13 protein-coding genes and 1 pseudogene are annotated in these 17,023 nt (G+C 43.8%); 10 read left to right on the top strand and 4 right to left on the bottom strand.

Annotated elements, in window-relative coordinates; translation table 11 throughout:
- Window positions 1-2: 2 nt before the first annotated feature.
- Window positions 3-335, top strand: a complete 333-nt coding sequence (locus tag H6F66_RS26200; protein WP_190427868.1) for a DUF3082 domain-containing protein — start codon at window positions 3-5, stop codon at window positions 333-335.
- Between the two features lie 554 nt (window positions 336-889).
- The gene (locus tag H6F66_RS26195; RefSeq protein ID WP_242022194.1) at window positions 890-2,515 is read left to right on the top strand and encodes an HD family phosphohydrolase; all 1,626 of its coding nucleotides are present in this window, start codon (window positions 890-892) and stop codon (window positions 2,513-2,515) included.
- Between the two features lie 238 nt (window positions 2,516-2,753).
- Here the strand turns inward: H6F66_RS26195 and H6F66_RS28105 are convergent, their stop codons facing one another.
- The gene (locus H6F66_RS28105) at window positions 2,754-3,038 is read right to left on the bottom strand and encodes a hypothetical protein (protein WP_206755810.1); all 285 of its coding nucleotides are present in this window, start codon (window positions 3,036-3,038) and stop codon (window positions 2,754-2,756) included.
- A 20-nt stretch (window positions 3,039-3,058) separates the two neighbouring features.
- On the opposite strand from H6F66_RS28105, the gene H6F66_RS26190 reads away from it, so the two are divergent.
- The 3 genes from H6F66_RS26190 to pth all read left to right on the top strand — a co-directional run bounded on the left by H6F66_RS26190 (window position 3,059) and on the right by pth (window position 4,631).
- Complete coding sequence (locus H6F66_RS26190) at window positions 3,059-3,283, top strand: DUF2811 domain-containing protein (protein ID WP_190427856.1); 225 nt, start codon at window positions 3,059-3,061, stop codon at window positions 3,281-3,283.
- A gap of 66 nt (window positions 3,284-3,349) precedes the next feature.
- Window positions 3,350-3,937: a protoporphyrinogen oxidase HemJ gene (gene hemJ / locus H6F66_RS26185; protein WP_190427854.1), complete on the top strand. Its 588-nt coding sequence runs from the start codon at window positions 3,350-3,352 to the stop codon at window positions 3,935-3,937.
- A 46-nt stretch (window positions 3,938-3,983) separates the two neighbouring features.
- The gene (gene pth, locus H6F66_RS26180) at window positions 3,984-4,631 is read left to right on the top strand and encodes an aminoacyl-tRNA hydrolase (protein ID WP_242023834.1); all 648 of its coding nucleotides are present in this window, start codon (window positions 3,984-3,986) and stop codon (window positions 4,629-4,631) included.
- 91 nt (window positions 4,632-4,722) lie between these two features.
- Here the strand turns inward: pth and rpsU are convergent, their stop codons facing one another.
- The 3 genes from rpsU to H6F66_RS26165 all read right to left on the bottom strand — a co-directional run bounded on the left by rpsU (window position 4,723) and on the right by H6F66_RS26165 (window position 7,281).
- Window positions 4,723-4,905, bottom strand: a complete 183-nt coding sequence (gene rpsU, locus H6F66_RS26175; protein WP_190427852.1) for a 30S ribosomal protein S21 — start codon at window positions 4,903-4,905, stop codon at window positions 4,723-4,725.
- A gap of 532 nt (window positions 4,906-5,437) precedes the next feature.
- Complete coding sequence (locus H6F66_RS26170) at window positions 5,438-5,755, bottom strand: RNA-binding protein (protein ID WP_190427851.1); 318 nt, start codon at window positions 5,753-5,755, stop codon at window positions 5,438-5,440.
- A 245-nt stretch (window positions 5,756-6,000) separates the two neighbouring features.
- Complete coding sequence (locus tag H6F66_RS26165; protein ID WP_190427850.1) at window positions 6,001-7,281, bottom strand: hypothetical protein; 1,281 nt, start codon at window positions 7,279-7,281, stop codon at window positions 6,001-6,003.
- Window positions 7,282-7,714: 433 nt separating this feature from the next.
- Here H6F66_RS26165 and murF point away from each other — a divergent pair, with 433 nt between their 5' ends.
- From murF to H6F66_RS26140, 5 genes and pseudogenes are all read left to right on the top strand, one after another.
- Entirely contained in the window at window positions 7,715-9,070 is a 1,356-nt protein-coding gene (gene murF, locus H6F66_RS26160) for a UDP-N-acetylmuramoyl-tripeptide--D-alanyl-D-alanine ligase (RefSeq protein ID WP_190427849.1), read from the top strand.
- A 73-nt stretch (window positions 9,071-9,143) separates the two neighbouring features.
- Window positions 9,144-9,703, top strand: a pseudogene (locus H6F66_RS29610) (3'-5' exonuclease).
- Between the two features lie 303 nt (window positions 9,704-10,006).
- On the top strand, window positions 10,007-11,008 hold the full coding sequence (locus H6F66_RS26150; protein WP_190427848.1) for a BMP family protein: 1,002 nt from the start codon (window positions 10,007-10,009) through the stop codon (window positions 11,006-11,008).
- A gap of 63 nt (window positions 11,009-11,071) precedes the next feature.
- Window positions 11,072-14,284, top strand: coding sequence for a PAS domain S-box protein (locus H6F66_RS26145; RefSeq protein WP_190427847.1), 3,213 nt, complete (start codon window positions 11,072-11,074; stop codon window positions 14,282-14,284).
- Window positions 14,285-14,475: 191 nt separating this feature from the next.
- Entirely contained in the window at window positions 14,476-16,947 is a 2,472-nt protein-coding gene (locus H6F66_RS26140; protein ID WP_199313360.1) for a PAS domain S-box protein, read from the top strand.
- The last annotated feature ends 76 nt before the right edge of the window (window positions 16,948-17,023 follow it).

The raw sequence follows: 17,023 nt of genomic DNA, 5'->3' as shown, positions 1-17,023 counted from the left end.
TTATGACTGATCCTACTCCTACACAAAATCCAGCTGCCCAACCAACCGAAACACCAACGACTCCTCTACGCTGTTTGACTGGGGCGTTGATTGCAGGAGGAATGGCATATTGCCTCTACTTGCTCACCGTCTCGATTTCTCAAACTTTTGCCGCTAAGCCTATTTCATCGGATAACGTTACTGCGATTAATATCGCGATCGCTGTTCGTACTCTCGTTGTTGGTATGAGCGCACTGGGAACATGTATCTTTGGTTTAGTAACTCTTGGTCTTCTTGCCTTAGCTATTCAAATTACGTTTCAACGTCTGACAAACCGCACACCACCAACTCAATAGTATAAGTAGGTACACATAATTCAACTTGAATAGCAAGGAGTCCCCTACCATATCTGTACTCGGATTGGTGGAGGGAGGCATTGCGCGTAAATTACGGAACGTCCTCCAACTAATATTCGCGCCCCCGCGGCTCAGGAAAGGAAGACAGTTAAGTAATTTACAATTTTCATGTATTGAAATATCCTGAGAGGATAAAGTTTTCCTTTCCCTAATTTTACTTGTTCTTTTTTGCGCCCCTTAAAAAAACATTTATTTATTCTTTATAATTAATTGTTAATGTTTCATCATTTCTTTAAAAATTATGCTAACAGATGATGACTAATAGCAGATGATAGTGATATAAGAAGCATTGAGTGCTTGACGCGGAAAATCAAGCTGAGATATTAGTAGGTTAACAGATGAAATCAAAGACGGCAAAAATAAACCGATCTTTGCCCATCGCTTAGCTAGAAGTTGAGCAGGGGAAAATTTTTATAAGTAAAATAACTTGACTGTAATCAAAGGGTGCAATAATTATGATAGTTTCCCATTGCCAGACGACAGCTAAAAACCAGATGTATCTGCCCCAAATAGAGCAACCAGCAGAACTAATCGAGCAACTTTTGGCGATAGGGACAGCACTTTCGGGCAGTCAAGATTTAGGAGAATTACTAAATCTGATTTTATCTAAGAGTCGCGAGATTACTTGTAGCGATGCGGGAAGTGTTTATTTAATAGATCGAACTGAAGACACTCCCAAGTTGGTATTTAAAGTAGCACAGAATGATTCTCGATCGAGCGATTCCTTTCGAGAGTTCTGCGTGCCGTTAACTCCAAAAAGTTTGGCGGGGTACGTGGCGCTGACGGGTGAAAGCCTAAATTTGCCAGATGCTTATAATTTACCTCCAGATGTTCCCTACCAGCTGGATCGCAGTTTTGACCGCAGTATTCCCTACCACACGCGCTCAGTGTTGGTGCTGCCAATGCAAGACGCTGAAGGAGAAATTATAGGGGTGCTTCAGCTGATCAATCGCAAGATTAATATTAACGCGGTTGTAACTCCGGAAAATGTGCGGGATGTTACTCAACCTTATTCGGCGTGGGAAGAATACGTTGTGCGAAGTCTTGCTTCTCAGGCGGCGATCTCTATTGAACGCAATCAATTACAAAAGAGTATTGAAAATCTCTTTGAGGGCTTTGTCAGAGCTTCTGTTCAGATTATTGAAGCGCGAGATCCCACGACATCGGGGCATTCTGAGCGAGTTGCAGACTTGGTGGTGCGTCTGGCTCTAGAAGCGAGTACAGTAACCACAGGGCCATTGCGGTTGATTTATTTTAGCGATCGCCAAATCCAAGAAATTCGTTATGCAGCACTGTTGCATGACTTTGGCAAAGTAAGTACACCAGAAGCTATTTTAGGCAAGCAGAAAAAACTTTATCCAGCCCAGCTGGAGGTGATTCGGAACCGCTTTGCTGTAGCGCAGCGCACCTTAGAAATGGAATGCGCCCAGAGTAAGTTTAAATATTTAATTGAGCATCCCAGCCACCGCCACAATGATTCCGAAAACGTCTGTTCCCACTGCCAACAACTGCAACAATTAGATAGCCAAGTTGAAGATGCGATCGCTAAACTCAATGAATATTGGCAGCTATTACTAGAGGCAAACGAACCGCATATTCTAGCCCAAGAGCTTCCAGAACGACTCAGAGAGTTGTCTGAATACACCTATCAAGATGTTGATGGTGAGATGAAGCCGCTGATGTCACCTCAAGAATTGTCTCAACTTATGGTGCCTAGAGGTAATTTGACAACCGCAGAGCGATCAATAATCGAAGCCCACGTCACCCACACCTACGAATTTCTCAAGCGAATTCCCTGGACAAAGCATCTAAAAAATGTTCCCTTGATTGCTGCTTTGCATCACGAAAAACTCGATGGTACTGGCTATCCCCAAGCCTTGACACAGGCAGAAATTCCCATTCAAACCCAGATTTTGACGATTGCAGATATTTACGATGCACTCACAGCAAGCGATCGCCCTTATAAACGTCGATTGCCTGTTGAAAACGCGATCGCCATTCTCAGAGCAGAAGCAGCTCAAAGCAAAATCAACACCGATCTAGTCACCCTGTTCGAGCAACGCCATGTTTTTGCTGCTTTAGGTCACACCCTCTCACTTGAAGCTCATTCAGCAGCTTAGGGGCGAACACGGCGGTATTCAGCCTGAATATGGCTCTCACGCCCCGAATCGCTATTTGGCAATTTTTGTCACATTTTCGCCCTAATTACCGAAAACTTATTAATAACTAATGCCACAGGCATCGCGCCTGTGCTACAGACTAATAATAATTGATGACTTTGCAATTCTTATCTTTAACCCAAATTTTCCCCACCTATTCCCCAGCGTTTCCACAAAGCCGTTCAACTTTTTCCACAGGTTAAGAGAGGTTTTCCACAGGGTTTAACGGTCGGATCGGGTCTTGCTGTTCTAGTGGGGATTTTTTTAAAGATACTGACTCGCCTGGGATGGACTGAGTTTTAGTAAAGATAAGTAACAAAAAGCGACCGAAGAAGCTGATTGTTTCGTGAATATTTTTTTTGCGTACAGGTGACTGTAACATTTCGCAGCATTGACAGGGTGGGGAAGGGAAGCCGACAATGATGCGACGGTCAGTTGTCCGTAAGCGTTGAAACTTTCCAACTCTTAGCTGACCACAGACCACAGACCACAGAAAGGAGTTCTATGAACGCAACAATCAGTATCCTGGCAGAAATCCCTGAAGAACTACACGAATCTCTCAAAAACTACCTAGAAACTCATCCTGATTGGGATCATGATCGCGTTTTTGCCGCAGCGCTGTCCCTATTCTTGCTGCAAAATGGTAATGGCAACAGCCCAGAAGCTTCGCAAAGTTATCGCAAAGCAGCACGGGTTTATCTGGAAACCCTTTTCCAGCATACGGTTTGAGAAATAGGGCTGGATCTAACAAAAACTTGTTGATATTGTCGGATTTGACTGTAGAGGACACGATTAATGGCTTATTTCTGGTATAAGGCTTTTCACATTGTCGGCTTTGTGGTCTGGTTTGCAGGCTTGTTTTACCTGGTACGTCTCTTTATCTATCACGTAGAGGCGGGTGAGCAGCCAGAACCTGCCCAAACGATTCTGAAGAATCAGTATCAGATTATGGAAAAACGCCTTTACAAAATCATCACGACACCAGGAATGATAGTGACGGTAGCGATGGCGATTGGTATCGTCACTACTGAACCTGAAGTTCTCAAGCAAACTTGGTTGCATATCAAACTCGGTTTGGTGGTTGTTTTAATTGGCTACCATCATTATTGTGGCCGTCTCCTCAAACAGTTAGCCGAAGATCGATGCACTTGGAGTAGTCAGCAGTTACGGGCTTTGAATGAAGCCCCTACTTTACTGCTAGTTGTAATTGTTTTGCTGGCTGTGTTTAAAAATAGTCTGCCTTTAGATATCACCACTTGGGCGGTCGTGGGTTTAATTATTACTATGGCAGCTACTATTCAGTTGTATGCGAAAAAGCGTAAGCGGGATCAAGAAAAACTCCAGAATGAGGTTCCCCAACAAGAGGCGCAACAAACAATATAAAAAGGGCGTGCGATCGCTACCGTTTAGTGATTACTAGGAATTGACAATGAACAATAGACAAATGACCGCTGATAACCCAAATGCAACACCCGCTTTAGTAATTCCCCAGTTAATTGTTGGTTTGGGGAATCCAGAACCTAAGTATGACAAAACGCGGCACAACATTGGTTTTGATGCGGTTGATGTCCTGGCACGTTCTTGGCAAATTCCTTTGAGTGAAAATCGCAAGTTCCAGGCGCAGTTTGGCGAAGGGCGCGGATTACACGGAGACAAGATAAGATTACTTAAGCCCCTCACTTACATGAATCTCTCAGGACAGGCAATTCGCGCTTGTGTTGATTGGTATAAGATTCCCCCAGAGTCGGTGCTGGTGATTTACGACGATATGGATTTACCTCTGGGGAAGATTCGCCTGCGCCTTTCCGGTTCGGCTGGCGGACACAACGGGATGAAGTCAGCGATCGCCCATCTCGGTACTCAAGATTTCCCCCGTCTGCGGATCGGTATTGGCAAAACCAAAGCAGAACAGGACGCGGTTGCTCACGTCCTGGGTAAATTTTCCTCTGCTGAAAATCAAGTTTTGTCTGATGTCCTGCAACTGGTGACTCAGTCAGTGGAAGTAAGCCTCAAGCAAGGGGTTGAGAAGGCTATGAGTCTTTTCAATAACCGCTCTGTTATCCCCAATTCGCCTTAGAAACCAATACGGTTCACGAAGAAGTTAAAATCCAAAACCTGTAACTATTCTTCAATGAACCGTATTGGTTTTTGCCTTAAAAGGAGTCGCCTTAACGAAAACGTCTTGTTTTGCGGCGCGCAGTAGTTGCCTTGCGCTTACGCTTCTCTAGGGGAGTTTCAAAGTGCCGCCGATACCTTGCATCTGCTAATATTCCCGCTTTGGAGACTTGCCGCTTAAAGCGCCGCAGTGCTGATTCTATTCCTTCATTTTCGCCTAAAACCACTTGGGTCATTCTTGTTGATTCCTCGCTAATGTTGATTGATTGACTGTTAGTGTGAGTGTCACCCGCGACCACTTGTTCTATGTTGTAATACCTGGATCGCGGTTTTTGCTCCCTAGAGCAGCTTAGCGAAGCTACTCTTAGTAGCCAAAGTCTTCCATTCTTCGGGTAAATCCGGCAGTGCCGTCTCCCGACTTTGCTACATACTTGCAGAGCATTTCTGTAGTTTAGCTATTGATTTGAAGCTTTTTGCCTACTCTTTCTTTTACCGTACAAAGCGTTTAGCTCTAGCTTTGTAGCGGGTCTAGGACTTACAGGAGCAGCCCTACCATTATTCAGTCGGTTTTATCCTAAGATATCTCCACCCCCCAAAGGGCGATCGCACTTTAATCCAATCCGCCCTGAATTGCATTAATTTTACCACGAGCGCCCACATCCCCTTTCACACCACATCTGGTGTAGTCGCCGAATGACAGGCATATCTTTACACAATTTTGACTTGAAAGGGGGCTGGCTTATTTGTGATCCCCAGTCCCCTTTCAAGTCAAAAACGCCGGGAAGAGAATTTTCCGCCCCCTGGGCCGCCCCGGCTTCCCGCAGGACGTCCCCCGCCCCCATCTTCACGGGGTTTGGCTTTATTCACTTTCAGGGTGCGGCCCATCCATTCTGCTCCATCTAAAGCTTCAATCGCAGCTTCTTCTTCAGCATCTGTTGCCATTTCAACAAACCCAAAGCCACGCATCCGCCCTGTTTCGCGATCCGTAGGCAATTGAACCCGTGTAACGGTTCCGTAGTCTGTAAATACAGATGTGAGGTCGTCTTGCGTAACTTCGTAGGATAGGTTCCCTACATATATCGACACGGAAATAACTCCAACATTCAATATTTTGAGAGACTCAGCTTCGGAGGTTTGCCTGCCGACACAGATAAATAAACTTGCTGTGCATTAAACAAAGCTTTCCGCCGATCCAGATTCACGAGCGATATTATAACACAAACTATTTTATTACAATAAACTTAACCTGCCTACTTTGCAGGATTTAACAAAAGTGGCGATCGCTTTCGTGCGCCCGACCGAATAAAAAAAATAACAAATCTGATTTTAAATTACATAATGTGGCTCAGACAGGAAACATCAGCATCACCAAAGTGAAGACTCAAAGCCACATTCATATTTTCTAGAGATTTGACTAACCACGGTACACCATCCCTGGCGTAAGCTTCATAGTGGTTAAAAAGAATTGAAAATCGCTTTTCTAAATAGGGCTTGACTTTGCGGCACAGTAGCACGATTTTCAAAAGCATACCGATTGTGCAAGTTGCCCCCAAGTTGGTAATCAGATCCACAAACACATAGTGATTCGGTCGCTGCGGACTTTCCACTACTAAGAAGTTCAAAATCTGGCTGCAAGTACGCACGATCAGAAATTCGCTGGGTCTTTGACAATCGCTACTTGGCAAAGTGTTCTTCAGTTGGGCATACAATCGGTCATTAAACTGACGTTTGCCATATTCAGGGTCAATAGAAGATGTCAAGTATTCGTATAAATCCCATTTAAAAGCTCTATACGAGGGTGTCTGGCTAGTGTGGGTAATGAAGCTTTGGGATAAATCCCGATAGGTATGGGAGCCTTCGACTTTGCCAACAAATTGCTTGAGAGCAGCACCCAGTTCGCGATCGCTTAGTAACGTGGGATTATGTACTGGCTGTATAATTCGCTCAGCTCCGACTGAGGAAGTCTTACGTGACATTTGCGCTCGTCGCACTTGATAAGTCACATACTGAGACAGATCAACTTCAAAATCTCGTTGAATCCGAGACTGAATTGCCCTGACGGTTTGCTGATGTTCGTAAGAACTATCTTCACTCAGCAGGCAATGTTCGTATAAGTAGGGATACCTGCGAATTAAGCTACCTAAAGGCTTAGAGCCATTGCCACTCGCCTCTGCCGCTTCAGTCATAACTTGAGCTAGGCGGCGCAGCGTCAGATATTGCTCCGTCTGGTTAAAAATCCTCACCAGTTCTCGGAAGCGCCTTGCTGAGCGAGAGCGAACCGTTCCCACGCTTGGAGGATGCTCAAATATATCTACCAAATCGGGGATAGACGCTTGGAGTTGCGGGTGCATCTGCCAGCGATTAATTAGAATGTGGCAGCAGCGATTGATAATAAACCGAAATTCCTGCTCAGCCTGCTTGGAACTAGCAATCCTCTCCAGAGCCATCCAAATTTTTGGCTCAGAGTATCCCACTCCATCCATAAATAGCTGACGAAATCGCTCGATCATCCGACTGGGTGACTCTTCTTGTACCCAGTGAAGCAGATGCTCGTAAAGCTGCTGCTCTTCAATGCTAGTTTGTCGATGGTAACAGTCTGTCCAGGTAGTCACGTCAAGAAAGCCCCCCTACGTGCAAATGTTAGGGCTAAGTGTATATTAGTTCCGTTAAGTCAGTGTAAATTGCAAATTGAACTGTGATGTAGTAGACGCTAGATAACAAGAGGCACTCTAGACAAAACCCTGATTTTGGGGGCTATACTCTATACTCCTATAAGCTAAGAGATTTTCGCCCAATTAGAGCATATCTTGACTAACTGTTTAAATGGCTCAGCAAATTTGCGGCAATATTGTGAATTTTTTGTGAAGTAAGTGTATAGTTTCGGCAAAGCATCACGTTAACCTCTCAAAAATCTATATCTACGGTAGGTAGACCCAATAGTGGCTGAATGTGATGTAAGTCACTGATAAAGATGCCTATTTTGTTGTGGTGCTGGGATTGGTGCATGATTAGGATTAATCTCATTGAAGTTTGAATTTAAGCTGTATGTCTTTTCACGTCCTCCTCTCGCAACTGGCTGAAATTATAGCGGCAGGGTCTGTAAACTTATCTGACGATCTCTTAGCGGCACCTGTTGCAGGGATTACAACCGACACACGGACTCTAAAGGCGGGAGAAGTGTTTGTGGCACTGCGTGGAGAGAAGTTTGATGGACATGAATTTGTGGAAACTGCCTTGAGAAAAGGTGCGATCGCTGTCATTACAGACTACAAAATGCCTGGGGCTATTCCGCAATTACACGTAAAAGACACGTTGACAGCATATCAGGCGATCGCTCGGTGGTGGCGCTCGCAATTTAAAATACCAGTAATTGGCATAACTGGCTCCTGCGGTAAAACTACTACTAAAGAATTAGTCTCGGCAGTTTTGTCCTCTACCAAAGGGAATATTCATAAAACTTTATTCAATTACAACAATGAAATTGGCGTTCCCAAAACTTTGTTAGAAATGTCACCGATTCATGACTATGCCGTAATTGAAATGGCAATGCGGGCAAAAGGTGAAATTGCGCTGTTAACACAGATTGCGTGTCCGACAATTGGGGTAATTACTAATGTGGGTACAGCCCATATTGGGCGGCTGGGTTCAAAAGAAGCGATCGCACAAGCAAAATGTGAATTACTCGCCGAAATGCCCTCCAGCAGCATCGCTGTTCTTAACCACGACGATCGCCGCCTAATGGAAACAGCCGCCGGGGTTTGGCAAGGGCAAACCATCACCTACGGTTTGGAAGGCGGAGACGTGCGTGGCGAGTTAATTGATAACGAGACATTATTGGTTGCGGGGATGCGGCTACCTTTACCGCTACCGGGGCGACACAATGCGTCTAATTTCCTAGCAGCCTTAGCGGTGGCTAAAATTCTCCAAGTAGACTGGACACCGTTTAAGGCTGGTTTGGCGGTTAATTTGCCTTCTGGGAGGGCGCAGCGCTACAATTTGCCTAACGACGTTGTAATTCTCGATGAAACTTACAATGCTGGCTTAGAATCTATGTTGGCAGCGCTGCAATTGTTGGCAGAGACACCGGGGAAAAGGCATATTGCAGTTTTGGGTACGATGAAGGAATTGGGAGAGCAAAGTCCCGAATTTCACTTCGCAGTTGGAGAGGCGGCGCGAAAGCTAAATCTCGACGGGTTGCTGATTTTGGTAGACGATAAAGAAGCAGAAGCGATCGCGCTTGGTGCTGCACCTTTACCAGCAGAGTGCTTTACAACACATCAAGCTATTGTAGACCGTTTGAAAGAAATGGTAGAAGAAAGCGATCGCATCCTCTTCAAAGCCTCCCATTCCGTAGCACTCGATCGAGTTGTGAATCAGTTTCGTGCTGAATTTACTGCCTAATTAATATCATCCACCAAAATACCGTAAGAACACCCACAAGGGGTATCCGTCCCAAGCAAGGAGTCAATCCAAAGTGGCTAAGAAATTAGATCAAATCATTGTGGTTGATATTGAATCAACTTGCTGGGAAAAAAAACCACCAGAAGGCCAAGAAAGCGAAATCATCGAAATTGGTATTTGTCCGCTTGATGTCCCTTCTGGAGAAAGACTGGAAAAAGAAAGTATACTCGTGAAACCCGAACGCTCCCAAATAAGTGAATTTTGCACCAATTTAACAACTTTAACCCAAGAGCAAGTTAATCAAGGAGTACCCTTTGCAGAGGCTTGTTCAATTCTAAAAAAAAATACCTAACTCAGCAGCGAGTTTGGGCAAGCTACGGGGACTACGATAGAAACCAATTTCAAAAACAGTGCCAATCTCATTCTATAAAATATCCTTTTGGCTCCAGACACATCAATGTAAAAACACTTTTTAGCCTTATTCATACCTTGCCTGAAGAAGTAGGAATGGACATGGCCTTAGAAATATTGAAATTACCCCTTGAAGGAACTCATCATAGAGGAGGCGATGATGCTTGGAATATAGCCGCTATCTTGTCAAGATTAGTATTACAAAGAAGAAATGTTAATTAGCATTTTAATACACCACATTTAAAGAGTGAATTCTCGTTCCCAGACTGAGCCTGGGAACGCCGATATGGAGGTAGAGCCTCCAACAACGTTTCAAAAAACACAGACATGAGGCAGAACCTCATATATAGCGTTCCCAGGCTCAGTATAGGAACAAAAATAGACGATATAAGAAATCATAGGCATAATAGCATTTGATCCATTACAAAGCACTGCACCCGGTTGGGCTATCTGGGTGAAAATAGATAAAGTCCAAAGTTGCCAGCTGTCTATTATGGATGGCTAATAACTAATAACCAATGACTAATGACTAAGAAAATTATTTGTCTGCTTTTAACCTTGCTGCTCGTAGCCTGCGGTACAACTGCAAGCGACATTACAGGAACCGCCCAAGTGAAACCGGGTGCTTTTAAGGTAGCGGCGATTTTTCCCGGAGCTGTGGATGACAAAGCTTGGAATCAATCAGGTTATGAAGGATTAAAGCTAATTGAAAAAGAACTTGGCGCTGAGGTGGCTTATGCTGACAGTGTGCCAGGAGCCGATGCTGAAAAACTTTTTCGTCAATATGCTAAAAAAGGTTTTGATTTTATCATCGGTCATGGTGGGGAATATATCGCAACAGCTAAAGTCGTATCCGCAGAATTTCCGCGCAATAAATTTGCGGTTATGAGTAGTGATGCTGGCAACAATAAAAATTTTGGCGCTTTGGCGTTTCGGGCTGGGGAATTAGGGTATTTAACAGGAGTGGTAGCAGCGCTGAAAACACAAACTAATAAAGTTGCTTACATTGGCGGTCAAAAATATGCAAGTTTGGAAGAGGAAGCTACCTTATTTGAACGAGGTGTCAAGCAAATTAACCCCTCAGTCCAAGTATTCATCGATTGGGTGGGAAGTTGGACAGATGCAGACAAAGCCAGCAAAATTTCCCAAAAGCTAGTGGCGGCAGGCGTTGATATCATAACGGTCAATGCTGATACTGCTTATAAAGGTGTTATAAAAGTTGTTGCTGAAAATAAAGGAGTTTATGCTATTAGATGGAATCATGCCATTCCTGGGCTTCCAGAGCAACAAAAACCACCCCCAAAAATTATTTTAACTAATGCCATGCAGCAGGTTCCTATGGTAATGCTCGAAGGAGCAACTTTGGTAGAGCAAGGGCGTTGGGAGGGCAAGCAGTATAAATTTGGGTTGCAAGAGGAAATCCAAGATTTGACTCCTTTCTATGGTTCGCTCACTCCAGAACAAGAAGAATTTATAAACTCCCTGAAGGAAGACATTATTACAGGAAAAATCGATGCTACACATTAGTTATTAGCCATTACTTAAATTTAAAGGAATTAGTGGGTGAAAGAGATTTCTAAAGGAGGCACGATGAACCAACAAAATAAAGGCAGTGGTTCACGGCTAGGGGCAAGTCATGAGTTGCCTCTACGAATGGATAGGGCTTCGCCACTTTCTGGTTTTTTTTCTATTGCTAATCAACTTAGATATGGTTTGGTACTGCTAGTAGTTTTAGCTTTATTAATTACGTCGGGAATGTTAATTTCTCTGAGCTTCCAGGCTCAAATAGAACAGGTAGAAGTCGCCCAGCAAGAGCGAAGTTTGGTAGCTGCTGGCGAGATTAATGCTTACTTGGATGACTTGCAGCGTAAACTGAGCTACCTTGCTAGAGTGCAAGGCTTGACGGATTTTTCACCGGAAATTCAGCAACCTTTGTTGGAAGCGCTGACGCGCCATAATAGTGCTTATGAAAAAGTGGCGATTTTCAATAAACGTGGTGAGGTTGTTTCTGAGTATTCTCCTTATGATGATTCAAAATTCTCTCACCCGGACGATTACCGCTCATTTGGGCGGGCTTTTAAACAAAAAGAAGACATTGTTAGTCCAGTTAGAATGGACGCTGATACAAAACTTCCAGTTGTTACCTTAGCGTTACCAATTCGCAACCAGCAGGATGTAGTAGATGGCGTTTTGATGGCGCGGATTAATTTAAACTTTCTCTGGTTCATTGTATCTCAGATCGATGTTGGTAAAACTGGTTACACTTATGTAATTGATAACCGCAAGTATTTAATTGCCGAAAAAGGGATAGCACCTAATAATTATAAGTTGCACGATATTTCAAACTACACTTTTATCAAAAGATTAACAAAATTGAAGGGTGCGAAAACCCTAAAGAATTATCAGGGGTTAAAAGGGGTGGAAGTGGTGGGCGCGATCGCGCCCATTCGCAGTGTACGCTGGAAGGTGGTGGTAGAACTTCCTACGGCTGAAGCTTACGCTCCTGTGCAGAGAATGCTTTTCGTGATGGGTATAGCCTTGAGCGTGGCGATGCTGGTTGCGGCTGAGTTAGGTTGGTTCTTCTCTCGGCAAATTGTATCACCTTTGCAGCGTTTGACGCAGGCAGCAGCCAAAATTAGCGCGGGAAATTTGGATACCCAGGTGACAGTTAACCGTCACAACGAAATGGGGGTATTAGCAACAACTTTTAATGAAATGACCGCTCAGCTGCGCGGACTGATTAAAGAGTTGCGTAAGGAGCGAAATTTTGTTTCCGCAATTCTAGATACAGCGGGTGCTTTGATGATTGTGGTTGATAGACAAGGGCGAATTATTCGGTTTAATACGGCTTGTGAAGAAATAACTGATTACTCGTTTGCAGAGGTGAAAGATCAACCTTTTTGGGATATTTTTCTAATTCCAGAGGAAGCAAAATCTATTAAAGATATTTTCGCTCAGTTGCACACTGGTAAGTTTCCCAAAACCTACGATAATTATTGGACTACGAGGGATGGAAGGCAGCGGCTAATTAGTTGGTCAACTACTGTTTTACTCGATGCTGATGGTTCAATTAAGTATATGATTGGCACCGGAATTGACATTACTGAACGTAAACGCGCGGAAGAGGCGCTGTTACTTTCAGAAGAAAAGTTTTCTAAAGCTTTTCTTTCTAGTCCAGATTCGATTGCTATCAGTACGATCAAAGATGGACGCTATGTAGAAATTAATGAAAGTCTTTTACGAACGACTGGTTACACTCGTGAAGAGCTAATTGGACATACCGCCATTGAATTAAATATATGGAACAATCCGGAAGACCGTCTTAAGATGATAGATATGTTGCAAGAGGCGGGAAATATTCGCAATTTAGAATGTGAGTTTCGCAAGAAGTCTGGAGAAGTGGCTATAGGTTTACTCTCAGCAGAAGTTATCAATTTTGGCGGTGAATTATGCGTGCTGGCTGTTGTTAACGACATCACCGAGCGCAAAGCTGCGGACGCGCAACTACGCGACGCTTTAGAACGCGATCGCTTACTTGGTGTCATTGCTCTGCGGATTCGTCAATCCCTCGATCTCCAGCAAATTTTAGATACTACTGTCAGCGAAGTCCGAAATTTTCTTTCAGCAGATCGGGTTTTTATCAGTCGCATCTATGACGATTTTCAGGTTGTTGCTGAGTCGGTTATTCCGCCGTGGCGACCTATTCAAGAATGGACTCCCAAAAATGAAGAACATTATCAAGCAATTAGGAAAGTTTTTGAAAATAAATCCGTCCATGTTGTTAAAGATACCTCTCAAATAGAGATTTCTTCAGTCGTTGCTGAGGATTTCAATAATTATCAAATCAGAGCTTTCTTGGCTGTACCAATTATTCTGGATGAGGAACCTTGGGGACTGTTGATAGTCGATCAATGTACGTCACCGCGTGATTGGCAGCAATCTGAAATTGATTTGCTATCATCATTGGGAACGCAAGTAACTATAGCTATTAAACAAGCAAAACTCTACCAAGAGGTACAGGAGCTAAATGCTCGGTTAGAACGTAAAGTGGAGGAACGTACTGCTCAACTTTCTCAAAAAATGCAGGAACTAAAAGAGCTAAATGAACTAAAAGATGAGTTTTTACACGCAGTTTCTCACGATTTGCGTACCCCGATTATGGGTATGTCTTTAGTTGTAAATAATTTATTAAATAAATCAGGGGAAACAATCCCGATTTCTCGCTCAATTTTAGAGCGAATGATCCAGAGTAGCGATCGCCAACTGAGTTTGATTAACTCTCTCCTCGAAACCCACTCCAGCGAAGTTCGAGGTGTTATCCTCAATTACCAGCTAGTACAACTGGGTACGCTAACTTCAGCGATCGCTCAAGATATGGAACCACTGCTCCTGAAAAATCAAGCTACCCTGAACAACTTAGTTCCAGCTTCTTTACCAGGCGTGACAGCAGATCCATTGCAGCTGAGACGAGTATTTGAAAATCTGCTCACCAATGCCCTAAATCATAACCCACCCGGACTCATTCTCACCCTGCAAGCCACAGTTGAGGAAGAAATGGTTCATTGCACCGTTGCGGATAACGGCGTGGGAATGAACCCCGAAGCGTGCGATCACCTGTTCGAGCGTTATGTTCGCGGTTCCCGCGCCCGTTCAACTGGCATCGGTCTAGGGTTATATCTTTGTCGGCAAATCATCACAGCTCATGGCGGACAAATTGGTGCTATTAGCGCCCCCGGAGCCGGAGCAACTTTTTGGTTCACATTACCCCTGTTCGCGTCTCCTACTGAAGAAGTAGGTAATTAGTAGGGGCGAAGCATTCGCGCCGATAGATTATCGGTAAGTTGTAAATTGTTATCCGCGAATGCTTCACCCTAACAGGTTATGAGTGACAGGTGGCTAAAAATCACCCAATCGGGTGAGTCAGAAGCACGAAGCGCGATCGCGACCTCTTCTCTTAACTTGGAAGAGTAGAAGTGTACGTGCAGGGAAATTCCATGTTTAAAAAAAAAGTTGTGACTAATGAAACTGCGCCACCTGCTGCTCATCTGTCACTCATTAAATGCTATCGAGAAAATATGATTTCTAATTTAGAGTATTTACAAGCTTTACGGAATTGTTGCCGAAATGAAGCCGCTTTTGAAGAACTTAAAAATCTCTTAAATTTGGCTGGGCAAAGTATTGAGGAAATAGCTATACCAAATCAGCTTCATGAACCAGCCGCGAAGAACCTCACCCCGCCTCCGGCTCCCCTCTCCGCTTGTCCAGAGGGACTGGGGGGGCGGTGTTTTAATGATGGGCTAACCGGGTTGGATATCAGTCTGCCATCAACACAAATTAACACAGATTTTCAGTCACAAAATGTCACTCATTCTTGGGATTTGCTCCCAACAGAAGCCTCAATGTCCCAATCTGTGCCAGAATTAAACAAAATTGCCGCCAACAAGCTCGGAATAATTTTTAAGCTTATAGATCGTAACGATAACTCTCGATGGTTACTATTTGCCCATGCAAGCTGTGAAGAATTATTAGAATTAACGTCCCATTCAGCTCGCTCTAACCTAATTTTGTTTAAGAATCTGGTTCACCCTGAAGATCGAGAATCTTATGAACAATCGCTGATTGATTCGGCGGCTAACTTACAGCCGTGGATCTGGGAAGGTCGGGTAATTACCAAATCAGGTAAGCTGAAATGGTTGCAAGGCGCTACCCGCCCTATTGTGCAGGCGAATGGCGATATATTTTGGAATGGTTTACTGATAGATATTACCGAGCGGAAAGCGTCGGAGGAAGCGCTTTTGCTCTCAGAAGGAAAATTTTCTATAGCCTTTCGTCATAGTCCTGATTGTATCAGTATTACTACATTTAAAGAGGGACGCTATCTGGAGGTTAATGATAACTTTCTGGATCTTAGCGGTTATCTTCGTGAAGAGGTCATTGGACATACTGTAACTGAGATAAATGCCTGGGTAAATCCAGAAGAACGTATAAAAATGCAACAAATATTGCTAGAACAAGGTGCAGTTCACAACCTAGAATGTCAGTTTCGCAAAAAGTGTGGCGAAGTTGTAGCAGCCCTCTTGTCAGCAGAACTTGTTAATATTAACGGCGAGTCATCCGTGCTTGCTGTAGTTACTGATATAACTGAGCGCAAAGCTGCTGAAGCTCTGACTAGAGTCGCCGCTGAACGCGATCGCTTACTTTATGAGATTGCTTTAAAAATTAGGCGATCGCTGGATCTAAATGAAATTCTGAACACTACTGTAGCGGAAGTCCGGCAATTTTTGCAAGCCGATCGCGTCTTCATCAGTTACTTTGATGAAAATGGACACGCACGAGCCGTAGCCGAATCTGTAGATCCCAATTTTAATTCGATTTTGGGATGGGTTACGGATGACATGGCTTTTAGGGAAGTTAAGGAAATTTTTGGTGGCAATTCCATTCGAGTTATCAACGATACCACCCCAATAAAAAAATCTCCTTTTTTAGCAGAATACTATCACCGCTGTCAAGTAAAGGCTGGTGTTGGCGTACCGATTATGTTAGGTGAAAAACTGTTTGGGTTATTGATTGCCAATCAATGCTCTGCACCTCGTGAATGGCAGCAATTTGAAATTGACTTGATAGATCAACTGGGAATTCAGGTAGCGATCGCTATTCAGCAATCTTCTCTTTTCCAACAGGTACAAACCCTCAATACTAATCTGGAACGCCAAGTAGAAGAACGCACTATTCAGTTACAGCAAAAAATGCAGGAGCTGCAAGAATTAAACCGCATTAAAGATGTTGTTTTACATACAGTTTCTCACGACCTCCGCACATCCGTCCAAGGAACTATAATGGTTTTTAAAAACCTGCTTGGTTCGCCGGGGGAGAAATTAACCATTTCTCGCTCTATTGTAGAACGAATGATTCAAGGCAACGAGCGCCAACTATGTATGATTAACTCCTTGCTTGAAAGCAATTCTACGGAAGTTCAGGGAGTTGTAATTCAGCGAAATTTTGTTCAATTAAATACACTTTTACCAGCAATTCTCATAGACTTAGAACCACTGCTGGCGCAAAACCAAGCAACTCTGACCAATATGGTAAATTCGGATTTACCATTAGTTATGGCAGATCCAACTCAGCTACAGCGAGTTTTAGAAACCCTCTTCACTACCACCTTAAAACACAACCCACCGGGACTGAATCTGACTCTCAAAGCTACAGTAGAGCATCAGACAATCCGCTGCACCCTGGAAGATGACGGTGTAGGGATGAGTCAGCTAGAGTGCGATCGCTTATTCGATCTCTACGTGCGCGATCCCCAATCTCGCTGCTCAACAGGCACTGGTTTAAAACTACATCTGTGTCGGCAAATTATTACTGCTCACGGTGGACAAATTGGCGTAACAAGTCGCCCAAATAGGGGGACAACTTTCTGGTTCACCTTACCCTTGGCAACCATAGAACGACAAGGCATCTAGCAGCTTTGTGCCATCGATTCTGACGGCAAAAAATGTGGGAACTTTTGAGCGAATAATTTTATCACATATCTAAATA

Origin of the sequence: Trichocoleus sp. FACHB-6, assembly GCF_014695815.1 — a bacterium.
Taxonomy (GTDB): Bacteria; Cyanobacteriota; Cyanobacteriia; order Cyanobacteriales; family FACHB-T130; genus Funiculus; species Funiculus sociatus.
Note: the sequence above shows the minus strand (reverse complement) of the source record. Positions and strands in the feature narration are given on the sequence as shown.

What these genes read in the sequence shown, in the direction of transcription:
- H6F66_RS26200 (WP_190427868.1), top strand. Translation starts at nt 3, where the DNA reads ATGACTGATCCTACTCCTACACAAAATCCAGCTGCCCAACCAACCGAA.
- H6F66_RS26195 (WP_242022194.1), top strand. Translation starts at nt 890, where the DNA reads ATGTATCTGCCCCAAATAGAGCAACCAGCAGAACTAATCGAGCAACTT.
- H6F66_RS26190 (WP_190427856.1), top strand. Translation starts at nt 3,059, where the DNA reads ATGAACGCAACAATCAGTATCCTGGCAGAAATCCCTGAAGAACTACAC.
- hemJ (WP_190427854.1), top strand. Translation starts at nt 3,350, where the DNA reads ATGGCTTATTTCTGGTATAAGGCTTTTCACATTGTCGGCTTTGTGGTC.
- pth (WP_242023834.1), top strand. Translation starts at nt 3,984, where the DNA reads ATGAACAATAGACAAATGACCGCTGATAACCCAAATGCAACACCCGCT.
- rpsU (WP_190427852.1), bottom strand. Translation starts at nt 4,905, where the DNA reads ATGACCCAAGTGGTTTTAGGCGAAAATGAAGGAATAGAATCAGCACTG.
- murF (WP_190427849.1), top strand. Translation starts at nt 7,715, where the DNA reads ATGTCTTTTCACGTCCTCCTCTCGCAACTGGCTGAAATTATAGCGGCA.
- H6F66_RS26150 (WP_190427848.1), top strand. Translation starts at nt 10,007, where the DNA reads ATGACTAAGAAAATTATTTGTCTGCTTTTAACCTTGCTGCTCGTAGCC.
- H6F66_RS26145 (WP_190427847.1), top strand. Translation starts at nt 11,072, where the DNA reads ATGAACCAACAAAATAAAGGCAGTGGTTCACGGCTAGGGGCAAGTCAT.
- H6F66_RS26140 (WP_199313360.1), top strand. Translation starts at nt 14,476, where the DNA reads ATGTTTAAAAAAAAAGTTGTGACTAATGAAACTGCGCCACCTGCTGCT.